The following is an 18,548-nucleotide window of genomic DNA, read 5'->3' as shown; positions in this document are numbered from 1 at the left end:
CCTGTGCCAACCGTGCCGGCTGTGACATCCGTACCGTCCGTGCCGGATGCCGCGTGCGTCCTGCATTACGCGCGCGGCGCGCGGCCCCCGGGTCAACCCACGATCAGATGGGCGATCCAGTAGGTACCCGCCGCGACCAGACCCGCGGCCGGCATCGTGGTGAACCAGCCGATCAGGATGTTCTTGGCGACACCCCAGCGCACCGCCTTGACCCGCTTGGTCGCGCCCACGCCCATGATCGCCGAGGTGATGATGTGCGTGGTGGAGATCGGCGCCTTGAAGACGTAGGCCGTGGTGTACAGGATCGACGCGGCCGTGGTCTCGGCGGCGAAGCCCTGCGGCGGGTCCAGCTCGATGATCTTGCGACCGAGGGTGCGCATGATGCGCCACCCGCCCGCGTAGGTGCCGGCCGAGAGCGTGATGGCACAGGCGAGCTTGACCCACACCGGAATGCCGTCGCCCTCGTGGTGGCCGCTGATCACCAGCGCCATCACCACGATGCCCATGGTCTTCTGGGCGTCCTGGATGCCGTGCCCGAGCGCCATGCCGGCCGCCGAGACGGTCTGCGCGAGCCGGAATCCGCGCTTGGCCTTGTGCGGATTGGCCCTGCGGAACAGCCATATGATCCCGACCATCACCAGATAGCCGGCCACCAGACCGACCACCGGCGACAGGAACATCGGGATGACGACCTTTTCCAGCACGCCGTCCCAGTAGACGGTGCTGGAGCCCGCGAGCGCGGCGCCGACGAGGCCGCCGAACAGCGCGTGCGACGAGGACGAGGGCAGTCCGAAGTACCAGGTCAGCAGATTCCAGAAGATCGCGCCGACCAGCGCCGCGAACAGGATGACCAGACCTTGATGGCCCTCGGGGGTGGAGATCAGCCCTTCGCTGACGGTCTTCGCGACGCCTTCGCCGAGGAAGGCGCCGGCGAGGTTCATCACCGCGGCCATGGCCAGCGCCGCCCGCGGGGTCAGTGCCCGGGTGGACACCGAGGTGGCGATGGCGTTGGCCGAGTCGTGGAAGCCGTTGGTGTAGGTGAAGAAGAGCGCGACGCCGATGACGATGATCAGACCAGTGAGTTCCACTGGGTCAGGACTCCTTGACGGCGATCGTCTCGACCGTGTTCGCCACGTGCTCGAACCCGTCGGCGGCCTCTTCGAGCACGTCGACGATGCCCTTGAGCTTGAGCACGGTCAGCGCGTCGTACGCCCCGCTGAACAGGTGCGCCAGCAACTTGCGGTGGATCTGGTCGGCCTGGTTCTCGAGTCGGTTGATCTCGATCCAGTACTCGGTCAGGTCCTTCATCGTGCGCAGCCGCGGCATCGCCTCGGCGGTCAGCTCCGAGGCCCGCACGAGCACCTCGATCTGGTCCGCGACCTGGGGCGGGAGTTCGTCGAGCTGGTAGAGCACGACCATGTCGACCGCCTCTTCCATGTAGTCCATGACGTCGTCGAGTTGCGAGGCGAGCGCGTAGATGTCCTCGCGGTCGAACGGCGTGATGAAGGAGGCGTTGAGCTGGCGCATGATCGCATGCGTGGTGTCGTCACCGGCATGCTCGGCCGCGCGCATCCGTTCGGCGATCTCCGGACGAGCGGAGACCTCTGCGCCGAGCAACTCCGTCAGGAGCTTGGATGCGGTGACCAGGTTGCTCGCCGCTGCGGCGAACATGTCGTAGAAGCTCGTCTCCCTGGGGGTCAGACGCAATCGCACTTGAGGTCTCCGGGATAATGAAGGTGGTCGGCGTCGATGCTAGGCGCTCTTGCGGTCCTGCACGCAAACCGGGGAGTCGACGCGAGCCCCGACCGTACCCGGCGGTAATGAGACACACGCGCACAGCGACGAACGGGCATGCGGAACCGCCCGTTCCGCCGTCGAGGACGCCCGTCACACGGCCAGAGTATGGGTCCGCGCACCATTCGAATGACAGAGCGCCCTACCCTCGATCCATGTCGCCCACATCACACGAACCGAATCCGGGGATCGGCCGGCACGACGCCCGCCGGAGCCGGTCGGCCGTGGGCGGGGCGATCGGAGCGCTTGCCGGATATACCCCCCGGGGGTAAATTCGAAGACGTGGACGGTCACCCGATCGGGCCATGGACAGCTGGGAAACGGCCGCACGGACACGGGAGACGACGGTGGAACAGGATCCGCAGACGCCGGACACGAAGGCGACATCCGGCGCATCGGGGCACGAAACCTCGGGACACGGCGCGTCGGGACACGGCTACAGCGGGCGCAAGGACGAGCACCTGAAGCGGCTGCGTCGGGTCGAGGGGCAGATCCGCGGGTTGCAGCGCATGGTCTCCGAGGACGAATACTGCATCGACATCCTCACCCAGGTCTCGGCGGCGACCAAGGCGCTGCAGTCCTTCGCCCTCAGCCTGCTGGAGGAACACCTCGGGCACTGCGTGGCGAACGCGGTGGAGAAGGGCGGTCCGGAGGCGGACGAGAAGGTCAAGGAGGCGTCCCAGGCGATCGCACGCCTGGTGCGCTCCTGAGGCCGCGGCGACGGGGGCCGGCCCTGCCGTGCGCGCCCGACCCCCGGCCGCCGACCAGGCCGAGCACGGCGTCGATCTGCGCCTGGGTGAGCGGGCCCTCGCTTGCCGAGGCCGCGATCATCAGGTCCCCGTAGAGCTCGATCTCGTCGAGGACGACGTGGTCGTGCACGCGGCGATCGGAGAATCGTGACACTCCCATCGCCTCCTCGCGGCACGCCTCGGACGGTCCTTCGGCCCATCCAGCGTAGGGGCGGCTCCTCGGCGCGACCATGACACGCCTGGGTCATTTGGGAACCGCCCGGAACGGCGCCGCGGAGGTGAACCGGGGCCGTCCGGCGGACCGGGCGAAGGCCCGGTCCGGCCGATCGCCGGGTCTAACCGCGTTTCGCCGGGGTGCTCGGTGGGGCGGCGGGCGGAGCCGGCGTCACGTAGAGGTCCTTGGCCTCGGGCGGCTTGACGTCGACCACGACGCCGAAGTCGTACAGCTCCGCGGCGGAGAGCACCTTCGTCGTCGGCGCGGACTTGGCCTCGTCCGGACCCATCACGAACACGAACGACTCCTCGACCCTGCGCAGTCGACCGGCGTCGTCGAGGTAGGCGTCGAACGGGATCGGCGCGCCGTCGAAGGTCTTCAGCGCGGCGGCCAACGGGCCGCGCACCTCCGGCGCGGTCAGGTCGTGCGCCTTGCGGATGTCCAAAGTGCCCTTGTAGTGCCGCACGGTGTCCGGGCCCAGCTTCTCGGTGCCCACCAGGACCACGTCGTCGTTGACCCCACGCAGTATCTCGAAGGACGTCCCGGGGTCGGTGCCGCCGCCGCTGACCAGGTTGCCGTCGGCCAGCCCGTCGATCGCGAGGCGCACCCACTTGTCCTTGGGGATGCCGGGCGAGCCGTTCTTCATGTAGAGCGCGTCGGGGGTCAGGATCTCCTGGAGCGGCCCGGCGATGCCGGAGTCCTTGGGCGCGTCCACCGTGAGCGAACCGATGTGCCGGACATAGTCGAACATGCCCTGGCCGGTGAGCTTCACGACCCGGTTGTCGCTCTGCATCGTCATCGTGGTGCGGGTGCGCGAACTCTTCGCGCCGGTGGTGACGTCGGCCGCCTTGCGCACGGCGGCGACCGCGTCCGACGGGCCGCCGCTCGCGGCCCCGCCACTGCCCTTGACCTGCGCTCCCTGCGGTTGCACGTCGTCGCCCTGACAACCGGCGACCCCGGCCAGGACCAGGGCGCAACAGGCACCCGTGAGCGCGGTGCGGACCAACATGTGGGGTTCTCCCGGATGCTCGGAATCCTCGCGTGACGGCCGGCCACGCGGCGTCGGCTCGACGGGACAACGAGCGAGGCGACGCCGGGTTACGGCCGTTCGGGGGATACCGGGGCGGCGGGGGCGTCCGCGAGGGCGGACGGGCGCGATCGGGCCAGCCGGCGGCGGGTCAGTTCCTCGGCGCCCGCCGCGTCGCGGGCCTCGATCAGGTCGAGCAATCGGTGCAGCTCGGCGGCGATCGAGCCGTGTTCGGCCGCGTCCTCCTCCGGGCGCGGACCGTACAGCCGGGCCTGGGCCCGCAGCTCGGCGACCACCTTGACCAGGCGCGCGTTCTTGGCCAGGCCGAGCAGGTGCGCGTGGAAGCGGTCCTCGGCGTCCACGAGGTCCGCCGCGTCGGCCCGCGCCGGCGCGTCGGCGATGTCGTCGACCAGCGCGCGCAGGCGCGGCATCTCGTCCGCGCAGCCGTCCCGGGCGAGCCGGGCGACGGTCGGTATCTCCAGGAGTTCGCGCAGGTCGTGCACATCGGCCAGGTCCGCGGCGCACATCGTGCGCACCCGGAAGCCCTTGTTGCGGACCGGTTCGACCAGGCCGTCCTTGGCCAGGTCGAGCAGTGCCTCGCGCACCGGCGTGGCGGACACCCCGAACCGGCCGGCCAGCGCGGGCGCCGAGTAGACCACCCCCGGCTTCATCCGGCCGGTCACCAGCGCCGCCCGGATCGCCCGCGCGACCTGTTCGCGCAGGCTCAGCCGCTCGCCCAGTCGGCCCGCGTCCCGGCCGCCCTCGGTGTCGTTGCCCATCGTGTCCGCCCCCTCGGCCGCGCCGCCGTCATCCCGCCGCACGCGGCTCGGCCGTGACCAGTGGCCGCAGCGGTCCGCGTTCGACCATCCGCACCACCGGTTCCAGGAGGCGGCCGACGAACATCGAGCCGACCAGCGCGACCAGCGCGCCGAGCGCGAATCCGGCGAGCACGTCGGTCGGGTAGTGCACCCCCACATAGAGCCGGGCGAAGCCGGTGAACACCGCGGCGAGCACCGCGAGCACACCGATCCGGCGGTCCACCAGCAGGATCCCGACCGCTAGCGCCATCGTGGTCAGCGCGTGGTCGGAGGCGAAGGACGGGTCGGTCTTGCCCTGCACGAGCACGTGCAGCCCGTCGTGGCTCAGGAAGGGGCGCGGCCGGTCCACCCAGTCGCGCAGCGGCGCGTTCGCCAGCTCCGCCACCAGGGCCGCGAGCGGGGCCCACACGAGGCCGGCCACGGCCGCCACGTGGTCCGGCCGGGAGCGTACCCGCCACCACGTGAGCAGGCCGAGCACGGCGAGTACGGCGAACATGCCGTACTCGCCCATGAACTCCATGCCGCCGTGCGCCCAGGAGGTGTGTTCGGTGAGTCCGTTGACGTCCCGCAGGACCTCGATGTCGAGGTTGTCGTCGGTACTCTCCGCCAGGACCTGCAAGGACACCGGTGAACCCCTTTGCGTGGTGCTTGTGGTGCTTGTGGTGCGTGTCGTGCCGACGTTGCCGCCGTGGTGCCGGTGCCGCCTCGGCCCATGTGGGGCCGGGTGCTACTTGCCCTCGTAGGCGTCGACGACCTCCGTCGTCGGGCCGTCCATCTTGATCACGCCCTGGTCGAGCCAGATGACCCGATCGCAGGTGTCCCGGATCGACTTCATGCTGTGGCTGACCAGGAACACCGTGCCCGCCTCCTCACGGAGCCGGCGGATCCGCGCCTCGCTCTTGAGCTGGAAATCGCGGTCGCCGGTGGCCAGCGCCTCGTCGATCATCAGTACGTCGTGCGTACGGGCGGCCGCGATGGAGAACCGCAGGCGGGAGGCCATGCCGGACGAGTAGGTCCGCATGGGCAGCCTGAGGAAGTCCTTGCCGTTGTAGTTGTTCAGCCCGGAGAACGTGGCGATGTCGTCGTACTTGGCGTCGGCCTCGCGCTGGGTCATGCCCATCGCCAGGCAGCCCAGGATGATGTTCCGCTCACCGGTGAGGTCGTTCATCATCGCGGCGTTGACGCCCAGGAGCGACGGCTGGCCGTCGCTGTAGATCTTGCCGGTGGTGGGCGGCAGCAGGCCGGCGATGCAGCGCAGGATCGTGCTCTTGCCCGAACCGTTGCGCCCGATCAGGCCGATCGCCTGGCCCTTGTAGGCGACGAAGCTGACGCCGCGCACGGCGTGCACCTCGGTGATGCCCGCCGCCTTCTTGCGCAGCGCGAGCCGGGACAGCGCGGAGGTGGCGCTGCCCTTGCCCGCGGCGGCGCCGTGCACCCGGTAGATCAGGTGCACGTCGTCGACCACCACGGTCGGCGGCATCTCCTCCTGCGGCTGCTGCGCCGGCTGCGCGGCACTTTGCTCGGGCACGTCGACCTCGGACTTCGCGCCGGACGTCGCGCCGGCCTCGGCCAAACTCATGATCGCGGGCTGCTCAGCCACTGCCGTACCTCTCTTCCGCCTTCCAGAAGTACACGTATCCGCCGATGCCCATCACCAGCGCCCAGCCCACCGCGTAACCCCACACGTGCAGCGGGAGCGTGTGGTGGCTGTCGATGAGCGAGTCGCGGATCACCTCGATGTAGACCGCTCCCGGGTTCGCCTCCAGCACCCGGGCCACCCAGCCGGGCGCCTTGTCGGTGTAGGAGTCCAGGCTGTAGAACACGCCGCTGAGGTACAGCCAGGTGCGCAGCACGAACGGCAGGAGCTGCTTGATGTCCACCAGCACCGCGCCGATCCGGGCCAGGACCAGGCTCAGGCCGACGTTGAAGACGAACTGCAGCACCAGCGCGGGCACCACCAGGAGCCACTTCAGGGTGAGCGGCTCACCGGTGCCCAGCACGATCGCGCACAGCACGACCATCGAGAACAGCAGCTGCTGGAGCTGCACGATGGTGAACGAGATCGGCAGGCACGCGCGGGGGAAGTGCAGTGCCCGGATCAGATTGAGCTGATCGCTGATCGCCCGGCTGCCCGCGAGCACCGCGCTCTGCGTGAAGGTGAACACGAAGACGCCGGTGACCAGGAAGGCGACGTAGTTGTCGATGCCCTCCTTTGTCTGCACCAGGTAGCCGAAGATCAGGTAGTACACGGCCGCGTTCATCAGCGGCGTGAGCACCTGCCACACCTGGCCGAGCTTGGCCGTGCTGTAGGTGGCCCGGGTCTTGGCGTTGGCGAAGGCCACGATGAAGTGGCGCCGGGCCCAGAGCTGCCCGCTGTACGCGAACAGCCCGGGGCGGGCACCACTGACCGTCAGCTTGTAGCGGGCGGCGAGGTCCGCCAGTGGTTCGCTGGAACCGGGGGGTGCCGACGTCCCCTGTGGGCTAAGGGTGTCGGCCTGCACGCTGTTGGCCACGTTGACACTTTCATGTGCGTCGGGTCGAAATCGATACGGTACGGGGAATTCCAGCCTGTCAGATCACGGGCGGACGGCCGAGCCTGGTCATCCGCCAGACCGTTCGCCAGGACATCGGTCGACGCGGGCCGGCGGGGGTCCGCCAGCCCTCGCGGAAGCCGGCCGCCCAGGCCTTGGCGTTTTCCTTGGACGGGCGACGGGCGGCCGTGAGTACCACCCAGGTGCCCAGGTAGGCGGGCACGATCGGCCAGGGCAGATTGCGTCGGGCCAGGTAGACGCGGTTGCGCGCGTTCATCCGGAAGAAGGCCGCGTGCCGGGCCGGGCTGGTCTTGGGGTGCTCGAGCACGATGTCGGCGCGATACTCGATCTCCCAGCCCGCGTCGAGCGCGCGCCAGGCCAGATCGGTCTCCTCGTGTGCGTAGAAGAAGTCGTCGGGCAGCCCGCCGACCTCGCGCAGCACCGCCGCGCGCACCGCGCTGGCGCCGCCCAGGAACGTCGTCACCGGGCCCGAGCACAGCGGGTCGCCGACCCGGATCCGGGGCACGTGCCGGCGCTGGGTCTCGCCGCTCTCCGGGTCCACGATCCGGAAGGAGACGATGCCCAGGCGCGGGTTGGCCGCGAACGCCTCGCGCAGCAGGCGGCCGGCGTCGGTGCCGCCGAGCCGGCCGTCGTCGTCGAGGAAGAGCACCACGTCGGTGTCGGCGGGCAGGCCCTCGGCGCCGACGTTGCGGCCGGCGGGGATGCCCACGTTCTTCGGCAGGGCGATGCCCACCGCACCCTCGGGCAGCTCCGGCAGCGGCCCGCCGTTGGCGACCACGACCACCGCCATCCGCTCGCCGTCCTGGTCGGCGACCGAGCGCAGCAGGCGCTCCAGCTCCCGTGGGCGGTCGCCCATGGTCAGCACCACCGCGCCGAGCACCATGTGTTCGGCGTCGGCGCCGCCGTCGGCCCGCTGCCCCTCGGCAGCCTCGGCGGTCACCGGAGCCTGCTCGACATGAGCACGCTGACCAGGTGCAGCACGGTCTGCAGGAGGGCGATGGCGGCCAGCGCGCTGACCGCGATCCGGCTGTAGAGCAGGCCGCCGTCGTCGGCCACCAGGTCGAGCGCGCCCGCCAGAAGCAGGAAGATCGACGCCTCGACGGCGCCGACCAGACGGTGGAACTTGAGCGAGGCGACGATCTTGCGCGCACTCGCCGCGCCCGAGGAGCGCGGTACGGCGGCGGCGTCCTGGACGGGCGGCAGGCCGCTCTTCGCGCGGGCGCCGTCGACCAGGTCGGTCTCGGACTTGATCAGGATCGCGCCCAGGGCCGCGACCACGCCGAGCGTGGCGTAACCGTTGAAGCCGCCGCCGTCCAGGACGCCCGCCGCGTGCAGGCCGGCGCCGGAGAGCAGCGCGGCCTCGGACAGGTAGTGGCCGACCCGGTCGAGGTAGACCCCGGTGACCGAGGTCTGCCGGCGCCAGCGGGCCACCTCGCCGTCGACGCAGTCGAGCAGCAGGTAGAGCTGCACCAGGATCAGCGCGGCGAGCGGTCCGGCGATCCCGGGCAGGATCAGCGCGGCGCCGGCGGCGATGCCCGCGAGGATCATCATGTAGGTGAGCCCGTTGGGCGTCACCCGGGTCCCGACGATGCGTCGGGTCACCTGGAGGGAGATCCGGCGCATGTAGATGCGCCCGGCCCAGTGTTCGCCACTGCGCCGGTCGAGCAGACCCTCGGGGTGTACGACCGAGCGAAGCTCAGCCGCCGTAGGTGTGGACATATTCGGTCACCGAATCCCGGATGGCGTCGTGGTCGAGGTCGAGATGTTCGAGGATGGTGAAACGTCCCGGGCGGGTCTGCGGCGCGTGAGTCACCACCGCCGTGAACTCGTCGATGGTCAGGCCGAGATGCTCCGGCACGACCGGCAGCTTGTGCCGCTCGAGGGCGCTCGTCAAGAGCCTGGTCAGCGCCTTGTCACCGCGCAGGTGGGTGGCGAACGCGGCGCCCAGGCCGACCTGTTCGCCGTGCAGCCCGTCGTGGCCGTCGCGCTCGCCGTAGAGCAGGTCGATGGCGTGCGAGATCTCGTGGCAGGCCCCGCTGCACGGGCGGGTGGTGCCGGCCACCGACATCGCGATGCCGGAGAGCACCAGGCCCTCGGTCAGCGCGACGAGGAAGTCGTCGTCCTCGATGCCGCCCGGGCGGTGCAGCATCGAGTCGCCGGAGGTGCGGGCCAGCGCGACCGCGAGGCCGTCCAACGGCTCGCCGGTCACCCGGTGGGACAGCTCCCAGTCGGCCACCGCGCACAGGTTCGACAACGACTCGCCGATGCCGGAGCGCACGAAGCGCTGCGGCGCGGCGCGGATCAGGTCCAGGTCGACCACCAGCGCGATCGGCGTGGGCACGCCGTAGGAGCCGCGGCCCGCGTCGTTGTCGAGGATGCTCACCGGCGAGGCGATGCCGTCGTGGGCGAGGTTGGTGGCTACCGCGACCATGGGCAGGCCCACGCGCGCGGCGGCGTATTTGGTGGCGTCCAGGACCCGGCCGCCGCCGAGGCCGACCACCGCGTCGTAGGCCCCGCCGCGCATGCGGTCGGCCAGGTCGACCGCCGCGGTCAGCGTGCCGCCGCCCACCGAATACCACTCGGCGCCCGGCAGTTGCGGGGCGAACCGCTCGCGCAGCCCGGCGCCGGAGCCCTCGCTGACCACGACCGCGATCCGGCCCGAGGTGGAGACCCGACGGTCGGCCAGGATGCCGGCCAGGTCGGCGACCGCGCCCGCGCGAATGTCGACGGTGAGCGGTGTGGGGACCAGTCGGGTCAGTACCGGCACGCGATCTCCCGGGCGACCGTCAGGTCCTCGGTGGTGTCGATCTCGGTCCACGGCACCCGGATGTCGGGCGCGCCGATCGGCTGCACGTCGACCCGGCCGCCGCGGTTCACCAGTTCCTGGTAGCCGTCCTCGTAGTACAGCTGCGGGTCGCGTTCGAAGGTGGCCCGGAGCGCGTCGACCAGCGCGGGCGCGGCGTGGCCCTCGATCAGCGTGACGCCGATGTACTCGCCGGCCGCCTCGGCCGGGTCCATCAGTTTGGTGATCCGGCGCATCCGGCCGTCGTCGCCGAGGGTGACCTTCATCTCCTCGTCGGCGAGCGGCTTGGCGGTGTCCAGGGCCAGGATGATGCCCTTGTCGCCGCCCCGCGCGGCCAGCATGGTCTCCTGTACCGAGAGGGGGTGCAGCGTGTCGCCGTTGGCGAGCAGTACACCGTCGGCGAGGTGGTCGCGGGCGCACCACAGCGAGTAGGCGTTGTTCCACTCCTCGGCCTTGTCGTTGTCGACCAGGTGCAGCTTGAGGCCGTACCGGCGCTCCAGCAGGTCCTGCCGCTCGCGGATCGCGTCGCCGCAGTAGCCGATCACGATCGCGGCCTCGGTCAGGCCGACCGCGGCGTAGTGGGAGAGCGTGACCTCCAGGATCGACCGCTCGCTGTCCGGCGCACCGGGCGCGCCCACCGGCACCAGGGCCTTGGGCAGCGTGTCGGTGTGCGGGCGCAGCCGGCGGCCGGCGCCGGCTGCGAGAACGAGGCCGATCATGAAAGGTCTCCAGTTCGATCGGGGGCCGCCGCGACGACGGCCTCCAGGGGGCGGTACGACGGTGTGGAGGCCGAGGGGGCGGGGCCCACCGGGGTGGCGTCGTCGATGTCCGGGCGCGCGCCGCGCACCCAGAAGGCGACACTCTCGGCGAGCACGATCGCCGCCAACACGCCGGCCGTGACGATCAGACCGGTGCGCAGGGTGTCCGAACCCGCCGCGGCCAGCACGGTCACCAAGAGCACACGTCCCTCGTGACCGAGCACCGCCCACACCAGCGCCCGGGGCGGGGCCCCGTAGCCGCCGCGCAGGCGATACACCGTGTCGTAGTGATGGTAGGCGGTGGCCGCGACCAAACCGAATGCCGCGGCCACCGCGGTGGGCACCACCTGCGCGGCCAGGACGGTGATCGCGGCGTATTCGGCGGCCCGGAAGATCGGCGGCACCACCCAGTCGAGCCGGCGCACCAGCGGGCGGCCGATCGCGACCCCGGCGCACAGCGCGTAGGCGCCCGCGCCGGCCAGGCCCCACCACTCGCCCGCGCCGCCCGCGAGCAGCACGGCGAGCAGGGCGGCGGTGCCCAGGAGCGCGGCCGCGGGGGCGGGCACGCGCAGCCGCAGCCGGGCGACGAGTTCGGCGAGCGGGCCGCTGTCGGCGAGCGCGGCCAGGTGCTCGCCGACCTGCGCGGCGGCCGGCGTGCGGCGCGGCAGCGAGCGCAGGACGCGGCCGAGCGAGGTGTAGCAGGCGGCGAGCACGCAGCCGGTGATCAGCACGACGAAGGTGATCCGCGGCGTCGTGGTCGCGGTGAGCACGGCGATCAGGGCCCAGCGCTCGCCGATCGGCAGGATGATCATCCGCCGGGCCCACACGGTCCAGCCGACCGCGTTCAGCTTGCCGGACAGTTTGGCGCCCGCGCCGCCGTCGGCGTTCGCTGCGTCGTCCTGGTCTCCACCACCAATGCCGCGCCGGGTCTCGTTGAACGCGAAGTCGACGATGTGCCGGGTGGTCATCACCACCATCGCGACCAGCGCGAGGGTCCACACGTCGTCGTCGTGCCGGGCGGCGCCGAGCGCCAGGCCCGCGTAGACGGCGTACTCCTTGGCCCGGTCGAAGGTGGCGTCCAGCCACGAGCCGATCCGCGAATAGCTCACCGCGTAGCGGGCGAGTTGGCCGTCGGTGCAGTCGAGCACGAAGGAGAAGTACAGGCCCAGGGCCGCGCCGATGTAGCCGGCGCGGGTGCCGGTGGCCGCGCCCGCCGCCGCGGCGAGCGCGACGAACAACGAGGCGACGGTGACCTGATTGGGCGTCAGGCCCCGGCGCGCGCACCAGCGGGCCAGGTAGCGCGACCAGGTGCTGACCGCGAACGTGGTGAAGAAACCGTCCCGCGCCTTGACCGCCGAGGTGAGCCGGATGCGCTCGTCGTCGACCGCGGCCACCGCGGACACCGCCCGGACGCGCGCGTCCTCGTCGCGCGGCACCTCGGCGACCAGTTCGCCCAGCGGGACCTCGCGCGCCGAGACACCCGCCGCGGCCAGCCGCTCGGCGATCAGGTCGGGCACGCAGTCGTCGGCGGCGGGCCGGTCGAGGCCGGCCGCGATCCGGGCCGCCTCGGCCCTGGCCTCGCCCTCGACGGCGAGCACGCCGGGTACGTGTGCGGCCGGGAAGCGGGTGTCGGCGATCACCAGGCGCAGCGCGTGCCGGTGGCCGACGAACCGCGCGTCGACGAGGGTGATCCGGTCCTCCCCCGCGGCCAACGCGGCCCGCAGCGCGTCAGGGGCCGCCACCTCGATCTCCGGCACAGTGCGATCGAGCGCCGACAACTCGGCGAGCAGCGGGGCCGGATCGACCCGAGCCGTCGAACCGGGGGCAGCGGGCGCTGTGACGACCAGGGCGGTGGACAGGCGCCATCACTCCTTTGCGTGCTCGCCTCGTGAGGCGATCGCCGCGGCAACGCCGATCGGGTTCGAGCCGATCCGACGGAGGGTATGGGGGATTCCCCGAAACAACGAGACAGGTTAACGGATCACCCGGCGTCGTCCGCCACCTGCGACGGGGATCGTTTGCGACCCCGCTCGCGAACCCGGGCCCGCGGAACCGCCGACCGCCCGTTTCGCGTCCGTATGCTCCCGACGGTCGCCGGATGCCCGTACCCGGCGGGAATTGGCCCGCCGATCGGCCGCCTGGCTAAGCTCGAGGCACCGTTTCGAGTCCCGCCCACGGAGGTGGTCGCATGAGTGTGTCCCGCGCACCCGACGTGAGCGTGATCGTGATCGTCTACAACGACGCGACACGGCTGCCCCGCGCGGTGGACTCGGTCCTGCGGCAGACCCTGGACAACCTCGAGATCCTGATCGTGGACGACGCCAGCACCGACGACAGTTTCGCGGTGGCGGAGCGGTTCGCGGCCGAGCATCCGGGCAAGGTGCGCGCGATTCGGCTGGAGCACAACAGCGGTGGGTGCAGCCGGCCCCGCAACGAGGGCATCGACCAGGCCCGCGGCACGTTCGTGATGTTCCTCGACAGCGACGACACCCTCGACCGGCACGCGTGCAAGAACATGCTGGTGGCCGCCGAGGAGACCGGGGCGGACCTGATCTCCGGGCTGTGTGTGCGCCTGCACGAGGGCCGCAACGGCAAGGTCACCCCGTGGTATCCCGAGCTCTACGCGGAGCGCGCGGTCCTGGAGTCGGCGAGCGAGCGGCCGGAGCTGCTCTACGACACGTTGTCGACGAACAAGTGTTACCGCCGGACCTTCCTGAACGAACACGAACTGCGGTTCCCCGAGGGCCTGCACTACGAGGACCTGCTGTTCTCGGCGCGCGCGTATCTGGCGGCGAGCCGGATCACGCTGATCCCGAACACCGTCTACCAGTGGCGGGTGGTCAAGGACGCGAAGGTGCGTTCGATCTCCAACCGACGCGGGGAGTTGCGCAACTTCACCGATCGGCTCGCGATCCACCGCCGGATCGACGAGGAGTTGCGGACCGAGGAACTGCGGTCGCTGAAGCTGCTGAAGGACGTCAAGTTCCTCCAGCACGACCTGGTCCTCTACCTGTGGGGCCTGCCGTTCCAAACCGAGGAATTCCGCCGGGAGTTCCTCCCGCTGGCCCAGGAATACCTGGCCACGCTCGACCCTCGGGCCTTCCGCGAGGCCAAGCACATCCCGGCGCTTGCCGCCTACCTGGTGCTGCGCGACGACTGGCCGAACCTGCTGACCGCGATCGACCTCGTGTTGAACCGGAGCAAGGTGGCGGCGCCGCTGCACCGACGGGACGGCCGGGTCTACTGGTGCGCGGAGCACCTGGACGACGAACTCGGCCGCGCGATCCTGGACGTCACCGACCTGGTGACCTGGGCGAAGCCGCTGGACCAGGTCTGGCTCGGCAACGACCTCGTGCACTACTCGTCGACCGGCGGTTCGGTGCGGCTGGCGGGCCTGATCGTCAATCCGCTCGACCGCATCGAACCGACCGCGCGGCTCTCGGCCCGCCTGGAGTTCCGCTCCCGGCGCAAGAAGCTGGCGATGACCGCGGTGCACGTGCCGGTGGACTCGATCCGGCACACCCCCGAGGGGCTGGCCTGGGAAACCACTGTGGACCTCACCCGCATGCTGCATCCGGTCGGCGTGCTCGACCCGGTGTGGGACGTCTGGATGGACCTGACCGTCGACGGCGTGGTCAGCACCAGTCGCATCTTCGCCACCTCGCTGCCGGAGGATGCCCGTTCGATCCCGATCCGGCCCCGGCTGGGCAAGGCGGTCGGCGACCACGTGCTCCCGTTCATCACGGACAAGGGCCATCTGTCCTTCACCGTCACGCACGAGGGGGCGATCGCCCGCAAGGGCCGCGAACTGGTGCTGCGCACGGCCGACAGCACCTTCGGCCACAAACTGGTCGCGACCGCCCGCAAGCAGATGACCCGTACGGGCGCCCGCAAGCGGGAGGCGTTCCGGCTGGCGCGGACCGCGCTGGCCAAGCTGCCGGTGCGCAAGGGCCTGGTCGTCTTCGAAAGCCACCTCGGCCTCCAGTACAGCGACAACCCGCGCTACATATACGAGGAACTGCGGCGCTCCGGGGCCCGGTTCGAGGCGGTGTGGGTGTACGCGGAGAGCCGGGCGGGCTTCCCCAAGGAAGCCACTTTGGTCAAGCGCGGCTCGTGGGCGCACTACAAGGCGCTCGCCCAGGCCGAGTTCTGGATCGACAACCAGGGTGTGCTCGGCGACGCGGTGAAGAACCCCGGCACCACCTACATCCAGACCTGGCACGGCTCCGCGCTCAAGCGCATGGGCTTCGACATGCCCTCGGTCAAGCAGTCCGACGCGGCCGCGCAGGCCCGGTTGCAAAAGGGCGTGGACCGCTTCGACTACTTCGTGGTCCGGTCCGAGCACGACGTGGACACGCTGATGGCCGCCTACCGGCTGCGGGCCGAGCCGCTGCGCACCGGCTATCCGCGCAACGACGCGCTGGCCGACGCGGACGCCCCGACCGCCGACGTGGAGGCGTTGCGGGCCGAGTTGGGCCTGGTCGGCGATCCGCGCCGGATCGTGTTGTACGCACCGACGTTCCGGCCTCGCGAGGAGGACGAGGAGTTCGAGATGCCGTTCGATCTCGAGCGCTGGGTGCGGGAGTTGGGCGAAGAGTTCGTGCTGCTCGTGCGCACGCACTACCTCGACACCGTGGACCTGCCGCCGTCGTTGGCGAAGGACGTGCGCGACGCGTCCGCCACGCACGACGTCACGCCGCTGCTGCGGCTGGCCGACGTCCTGATCACCGACTACTCGTCGCTGATGTTCGACTACGCGCTCCTGGACCGGCCGATGGTGTTCTACACCTACGACTACGAGGCCTACACGCGGCAGTCGCGCGGAGCCTACTTCGAGCTGGCCGACCGGGCGCCCGGTCCGCTGGCGGCGGATCAGGACGCGTTGTTCGCCGCGGTGCGCGAGTCGGGCGCCGAACACGGGCGCTACGCGGACCTGCGCCGGGCGTTCGTGAAGTCCTACGGCGAGTACGACCGCGGCACCGCGGCCAGGCAGATCGTCGAACGCTTCTTCCCGACGGGGGGCGCGCAGTGAGCGGGACCAGTGTGACGCGCACACCGCGCGACATCTTCATCGTCTGCAACAACATCGAGGAGCTCGGCGGACTCCAGCGCTGGGCGCACCACACCGCCGGGATGCTGGAGGCGAGCGGCCACTCGGTGCACCTGATCGGTGTCGTGCACCCCGAGAGCGTGCACGACTACGGCCGCGATCTGCCGTACCGCACGAGTGTCCTGCATCGGGTGCATCCGCCGTCGGCCTGGGGCCCGCGCACGGTCCGCGATCGGCTCGACGTGGTCGCCCGGCGTCGGGAGGCGCTGCGCAAGGCGTCGGTGCGGCAGGCGGCCGACCGGCTCACCGCGCTGTTCCGCGCGGCGCGGCCCGGGGCGATCGTGATCGTCCCGCAGGTGTGGGCGATGGAGTGGGTCGCCGCGGCCGACACCTCCGGGCTGCGGGTGATCGGGATGAGCCACGAGTCGTTCGAGGCGTCGGCGAACTCCTCGCGGGCCCGCCGGGTGCGCCGCTGGTTCGCCGACGTGGACCGGCTGCTGCTGCTGACCGTCGAGGACGCGGACGCGTGGAGCCGGGACGGGCTCAACAACGTCGACGTGCTGCCGAACCCGCTGCCGATCAAGCCCGAGACGACCTCGGAGCGAACCGCTCCGCTGGTGGTCGCGCTGGGTCGGCTCTCCTTCGAGAAGGGCTACGACCTGCTCCTGGAGGCGTGGGTCGATGTGGCGCGGCGCCGGCCCGACTGGCGGCTGCGGCTGTACGGGTCGGGGCCGGAGGAGGGACGGTTGCGCGCCCGGGCGAGCGAGCTGGGGTTGGCCGACGGCGTCGAGTTCGCGGGCCGCACCGCCGACGTCGAGGGCGCGTTGCGCGATGCCTCGGTGTTCGCGGCACCCTCGCGCGCCGAGGGTTTTCCGATCTCGCTGATGGAGGCGATGGCCATGGGCGTGCCCAGCGTCGCGTTCGACTGCGCACCCGGTGTCCGCGAGATCATCGCGCACGAACAGAACGGCCTGCTGGTACCGCGCGGCAACACCCGGGAGTTCACCGCCGCGTTGGAGCGGCTGATCACGGACCGGGAGTTGCGCGACCGTCTCGGCGAACAGGGCCTCAAGGACGTCACCCGGTTCGCACCGGAGGCCGTCCTGGAGCGCTGGGAACAGATCTTCGGATACGTCTACCGCTAGCGCGTGTTCGGGGCGGGCAGGCCCTGCCCGCCCCGAAATCACCCTCGCCGGCGACGCAGTCGGGCACCCAGGACCTCGCGGATGCCCGCACCGCCGCCGGCGTAGCGGATCGCCAGCGACCGGCTCGCGGTCGCGTGGAACTGCACGAACGCGAGCCCGTTGCGCAGATCGGGCCGCATCCGCCGGCCCAGGCCCCGCCCGGCGCGCGCCTTGGTGACGATCGGGGCGCCGGCCGCGTGATGCACCCGGACCCACACGTCCCAGACCGCGAACGGCTCCAGGCCCGCCACGTGCAGCGCCTCGACCGTGACCCGGCCGGTCCACGCGTCGGCGCCGGGCACCGCGCGCAGTCGGCCCTCCCGGACGCCGAGGACCCGGACCTCGTCGCCGTGGCGATCGCGCAACTCCACGTCGATCCGGCTCGGTTCGACCTCGGTCAACCGCCCGTGGAGGTTGTGCACGGTGAGGTCCAGGACGTTGCCGCGCGGGCCGATCACATCCGCCTCGACCACCACCGGCAATTCGGCCGGCGCGAGGTCGGCCAGGCCCGTCAGCACCACCTCGGGCGCTGTGTCGTCCCACACCGCGACACCCTCGCGAGTGGTGTACGGACCGGTCAACCGCGGCGGCTCGGCGGCCAGTTCGGACAACCGCGCCAGGTCGGTCGGCTCCGGTCGGGCGGCGAGCACGGCGGCGGCCCAGCGCGCGGCCGGGAACGCGGCCCGTACCGCGTCGGGGTCCAGGCCCGCGAGGTGCCTACGGGCCGCGTCCCACCACGGATCCCGGTATTCGGCCGGGCGCTTGTGCAGGTCGCGCAGGTAGAGCCGCAGGTCGTGCTCGACGAACTTGGTCTGCGCCGCCGCCCGCAGCGCGGGTTCGTCCGCCTCGGTGAGGATGTCCACGACCTGACGGTGCGCGTCGAGGCGATCCAGCCAGTTGCCGATCCGATCCCGACGCAGCGAGATCGACGGATCGCCGGCCTCGCGACGCACGTGCCAGGTGTAGACGTGCTCGGGGATCACCGCGAAGCGCGGGCCGGCCGCGTACACCCGGGCGGTGAACACGAAGTCCTCGTAGTGCCCGGCGCCGTCGGGGAAGCGGATGTCGTGCCCGAGCAGGAACGCCCGGTCGTAGAGCTTGTTGACCGACAGGGTGTCCCACACCGTCTCGGGCCGCTCGGCCACATTCGCGTAGCCGACCTCGGCGGTGAACAGGTGCGGCTGCCACGGCACATCGCGGGTGCGCGGCAGCTCCCGCCGTACACACAGGCCGGCGACCACGTGGGCGTCGTGCCGATCGGCCGCGGCGGCCAGGGCGTCGACCGCGCCGGGCGGGAGCACGTCGTCGCTGTCCAGGAAGACGATCCGAGCCGCGCGCGCGGCCGACATCCCGTCGTTGCGGGGGGTGCCACACCCACCGCTGTTGTCCGCGCGGCGCACGATCCGCACGCGCGGATCCTCGGCCGCCAGCCGCGCGCAGACGGCCGGGGTGTCGTCGGTCGAGGCGTCGTCCACGACCACGACCTCGCCGACGACCTCGCCCTGGGCGAGCGCCGAACGCACGGCGTCGGCGAGTCGGTCGGCGTCGTTGTACACGATCACCACCACGCCGACCCGGGGGTCGATGGGCTCGCTCATG

Annotated in this window: 16 protein-coding genes; 3 read left to right on the top strand and 13 right to left on the bottom strand. The window is 71.3% G+C overall.

Features of this window, described 5'->3' with window-relative positions; translation table 11 throughout:
• Positions 1 to 92: 92 nt before the first annotated feature.
• Together ACH4XV_RS36780 and ACH4XV_RS36775 are read right to left on the bottom strand one after the other, a co-directional pair.
• The gene (locus tag ACH4XV_RS36780; RefSeq protein WP_380008791.1) at positions 93 to 1,088 is read right to left on the bottom strand and encodes an anion permease; all 996 of its coding nucleotides are present in this window, start codon (positions 1,086 to 1,088) and stop codon (positions 93 to 95) included.
• A 4-nt stretch (positions 1,089 to 1,092) separates the two neighbouring features.
• A complete protein-coding gene (locus tag ACH4XV_RS36775) occupies positions 1,093 to 1,713 on the bottom strand; it encodes a DUF47 domain-containing protein (protein ID WP_395796944.1) in 621 nt (206 codons plus the stop codon).
• Between the two features lie 386 nt (positions 1,714 to 2,099).
• Between ACH4XV_RS36775 and ACH4XV_RS36770 the strand changes: the two genes are divergently transcribed.
• Positions 2,100 to 2,504 (top strand): metal-sensitive transcriptional regulator, encoded by a 405-nt coding sequence (locus ACH4XV_RS36770; RefSeq protein WP_395796942.1) that lies wholly within the window; start codon positions 2,100 to 2,102, stop codon positions 2,502 to 2,504.
• A 374-nt stretch (positions 2,505 to 2,878) separates the two neighbouring features.
• Here ACH4XV_RS36770 and ACH4XV_RS36765 read toward each other — a convergent pair whose 3' ends face one another.
• The 10 genes from ACH4XV_RS36765 to ACH4XV_RS36720 all read right to left on the bottom strand — a co-directional run bounded on the left by ACH4XV_RS36765 (position 2,879) and on the right by ACH4XV_RS36720 (position 12,472).
• Complete coding sequence (locus ACH4XV_RS36765; protein ID WP_395796940.1) at positions 2,879 to 3,766, bottom strand: hypothetical protein; 888 nt, start codon at positions 3,764 to 3,766, stop codon at positions 2,879 to 2,881.
• Between the two features lie 89 nt (positions 3,767 to 3,855).
• On the bottom strand, positions 3,856 to 4,563 hold the full coding sequence (locus ACH4XV_RS36760; RefSeq protein WP_395796938.1) for a GntR family transcriptional regulator: 708 nt from the start codon (positions 4,561 to 4,563) through the stop codon (positions 3,856 to 3,858).
• Between the two features lie 28 nt (positions 4,564 to 4,591).
• On the bottom strand, positions 4,592 to 5,227 hold the full coding sequence (locus ACH4XV_RS36755) for a phosphatase PAP2 family protein (RefSeq protein WP_395796936.1): 636 nt from the start codon (positions 5,225 to 5,227) through the stop codon (positions 4,592 to 4,594).
• Positions 5,228 to 5,329: 102 nt separating this feature from the next.
• Positions 5,330 to 6,082 carry an ABC transporter ATP-binding protein gene (locus ACH4XV_RS36750; RefSeq protein ID WP_395797069.1) on the bottom strand — a complete coding sequence of 251 codons (753 nt, stop codon included), beginning with the start codon at positions 6,080 to 6,082 and terminating at the stop codon, positions 5,330 to 5,332.
• 112 nt (positions 6,083 to 6,194) lie between these two features.
• Complete coding sequence (locus tag ACH4XV_RS36745) at positions 6,195 to 7,115, bottom strand: ABC transporter permease (protein ID WP_126636473.1); 921 nt, start codon at positions 7,113 to 7,115, stop codon at positions 6,195 to 6,197.
• Positions 7,116 to 7,173: 58 nt separating this feature from the next.
• A complete protein-coding gene (locus ACH4XV_RS36740) occupies positions 7,174 to 8,037 on the bottom strand; it encodes a glycosyltransferase family 2 protein (RefSeq protein WP_395797067.1) in 864 nt (287 codons plus the stop codon).
• A 53-nt stretch (positions 8,038 to 8,090) separates the two neighbouring features.
• Positions 8,091 to 8,873, bottom strand: coding sequence for a CDP-alcohol phosphatidyltransferase family protein (locus tag ACH4XV_RS36735; protein ID WP_395796934.1), 783 nt, complete (start codon positions 8,871 to 8,873; stop codon positions 8,091 to 8,093).
• Entirely contained in the window at positions 8,851 to 9,921 is a 1,071-nt protein-coding gene (locus ACH4XV_RS36730) for an iron-containing alcohol dehydrogenase family protein (protein WP_395796932.1), read from the bottom strand. Before ACH4XV_RS36730 ends, ACH4XV_RS36735 begins: the two co-directional genes overlap by 23 nt.
• Positions 9,909 to 10,676, bottom strand: a complete 768-nt coding sequence (locus ACH4XV_RS36725) for an NTP transferase domain-containing protein (protein WP_380008765.1) — start codon at positions 10,674 to 10,676, stop codon at positions 9,909 to 9,911. Before ACH4XV_RS36725 ends, ACH4XV_RS36730 begins: the two co-directional genes overlap by 13 nt.
• Positions 10,673 to 12,472, bottom strand: coding sequence for a DUF5941 domain-containing protein (locus ACH4XV_RS36720; protein ID WP_395796930.1), 1,800 nt, complete (start codon positions 12,470 to 12,472; stop codon positions 10,673 to 10,675). Before ACH4XV_RS36720 ends, ACH4XV_RS36725 begins: the two co-directional genes overlap by 4 nt.
• Before the next feature lie 431 nt (positions 12,473 to 12,903).
• Here ACH4XV_RS36720 and ACH4XV_RS36715 point away from each other — a divergent pair, with 431 nt between their 5' ends.
• Positions 12,904 to 15,747 carry a CDP-glycerol glycerophosphotransferase family protein gene (locus tag ACH4XV_RS36715; RefSeq protein ID WP_395796928.1) on the top strand — a complete coding sequence of 948 codons (2,844 nt, stop codon included), beginning with the start codon at positions 12,904 to 12,906 and terminating at the stop codon, positions 15,745 to 15,747.
• Positions 15,744 to 16,910, top strand: coding sequence for a glycosyltransferase (locus ACH4XV_RS36710; RefSeq protein ID WP_395796926.1), 1,167 nt, complete (start codon positions 15,744 to 15,746; stop codon positions 16,908 to 16,910). The genes ACH4XV_RS36715 and ACH4XV_RS36710 overlap by 4 nt, the downstream gene beginning before the upstream one ends.
• A gap of 38 nt (positions 16,911 to 16,948) precedes the next feature.
• Here ACH4XV_RS36710 and ACH4XV_RS36705 read toward each other — a convergent pair whose 3' ends face one another.
• Positions 16,949 to 18,547 (bottom strand): glycosyltransferase family 2 protein, encoded by a 1,599-nt coding sequence (locus tag ACH4XV_RS36705; protein WP_395796924.1) that lies wholly within the window; start codon positions 18,545 to 18,547, stop codon positions 16,949 to 16,951.
• Between the last annotated feature and the right edge of the window lies 1 nt (position 18,548).

The sequence above is a fragment of the Embleya sp. NPDC020630 genome (genome assembly GCF_044334985.1).
Classification (GTDB): domain Bacteria; phylum Actinomycetota; class Actinomycetes; order Streptomycetales; family Streptomycetaceae; genus Embleya.
The sequence above is the reverse complement of the archived record's forward strand: the minus strand, read 5'-3'. Positions and strand labels throughout refer to the sequence as shown.

Excerpts from the sequence above, each read along its gene's own strand:
- ACH4XV_RS36725 (WP_380008765.1), bottom strand. The coding sequence starts at position 10,676 with ATGATCGGCCTCGTTCTCGCAGCCGGCGCCGGCCGCCGGCTGCGCCCG.
- ACH4XV_RS36715 (WP_395796928.1), top strand. The coding sequence starts at position 12,904 with ATGAGTGTGTCCCGCGCACCCGACGTGAGCGTGATCGTGATCGTCTAC.
- ACH4XV_RS36770 (WP_395796942.1), top strand. The coding sequence starts at position 2,100 with ATGGACAGCTGGGAAACGGCCGCACGGACACGGGAGACGACGGTGGAA.
- ACH4XV_RS36735 (WP_395796934.1), bottom strand. The coding sequence starts at position 8,873 with ATGTCCACACCTACGGCGGCTGAGCTTCGCTCGGTCGTACACCCCGAG.
- ACH4XV_RS36760 (WP_395796938.1), bottom strand. The coding sequence starts at position 4,563 with ATGGGCAACGACACCGAGGGCGGCCGGGACGCGGGCCGACTGGGCGAG.
- ACH4XV_RS36740 (WP_395797067.1), bottom strand. The coding sequence starts at position 8,037 with ATGGTGCTCGGCGCGGTGGTGCTGACCATGGGCGACCGCCCACGGGAG.
- ACH4XV_RS36705 (WP_395796924.1), bottom strand. The coding sequence starts at position 18,547 with ATGAGCGAGCCCATCGACCCCCGGGTCGGCGTGGTGGTGATCGTGTAC.
- ACH4XV_RS36750 (WP_395797069.1), bottom strand. The coding sequence starts at position 6,082 with ATGCCGCCGACCGTGGTGGTCGACGACGTGCACCTGATCTACCGGGTG.
- ACH4XV_RS36765 (WP_395796940.1), bottom strand. The coding sequence starts at position 3,766 with ATGTTGGTCCGCACCGCGCTCACGGGTGCCTGTTGCGCCCTGGTCCTG.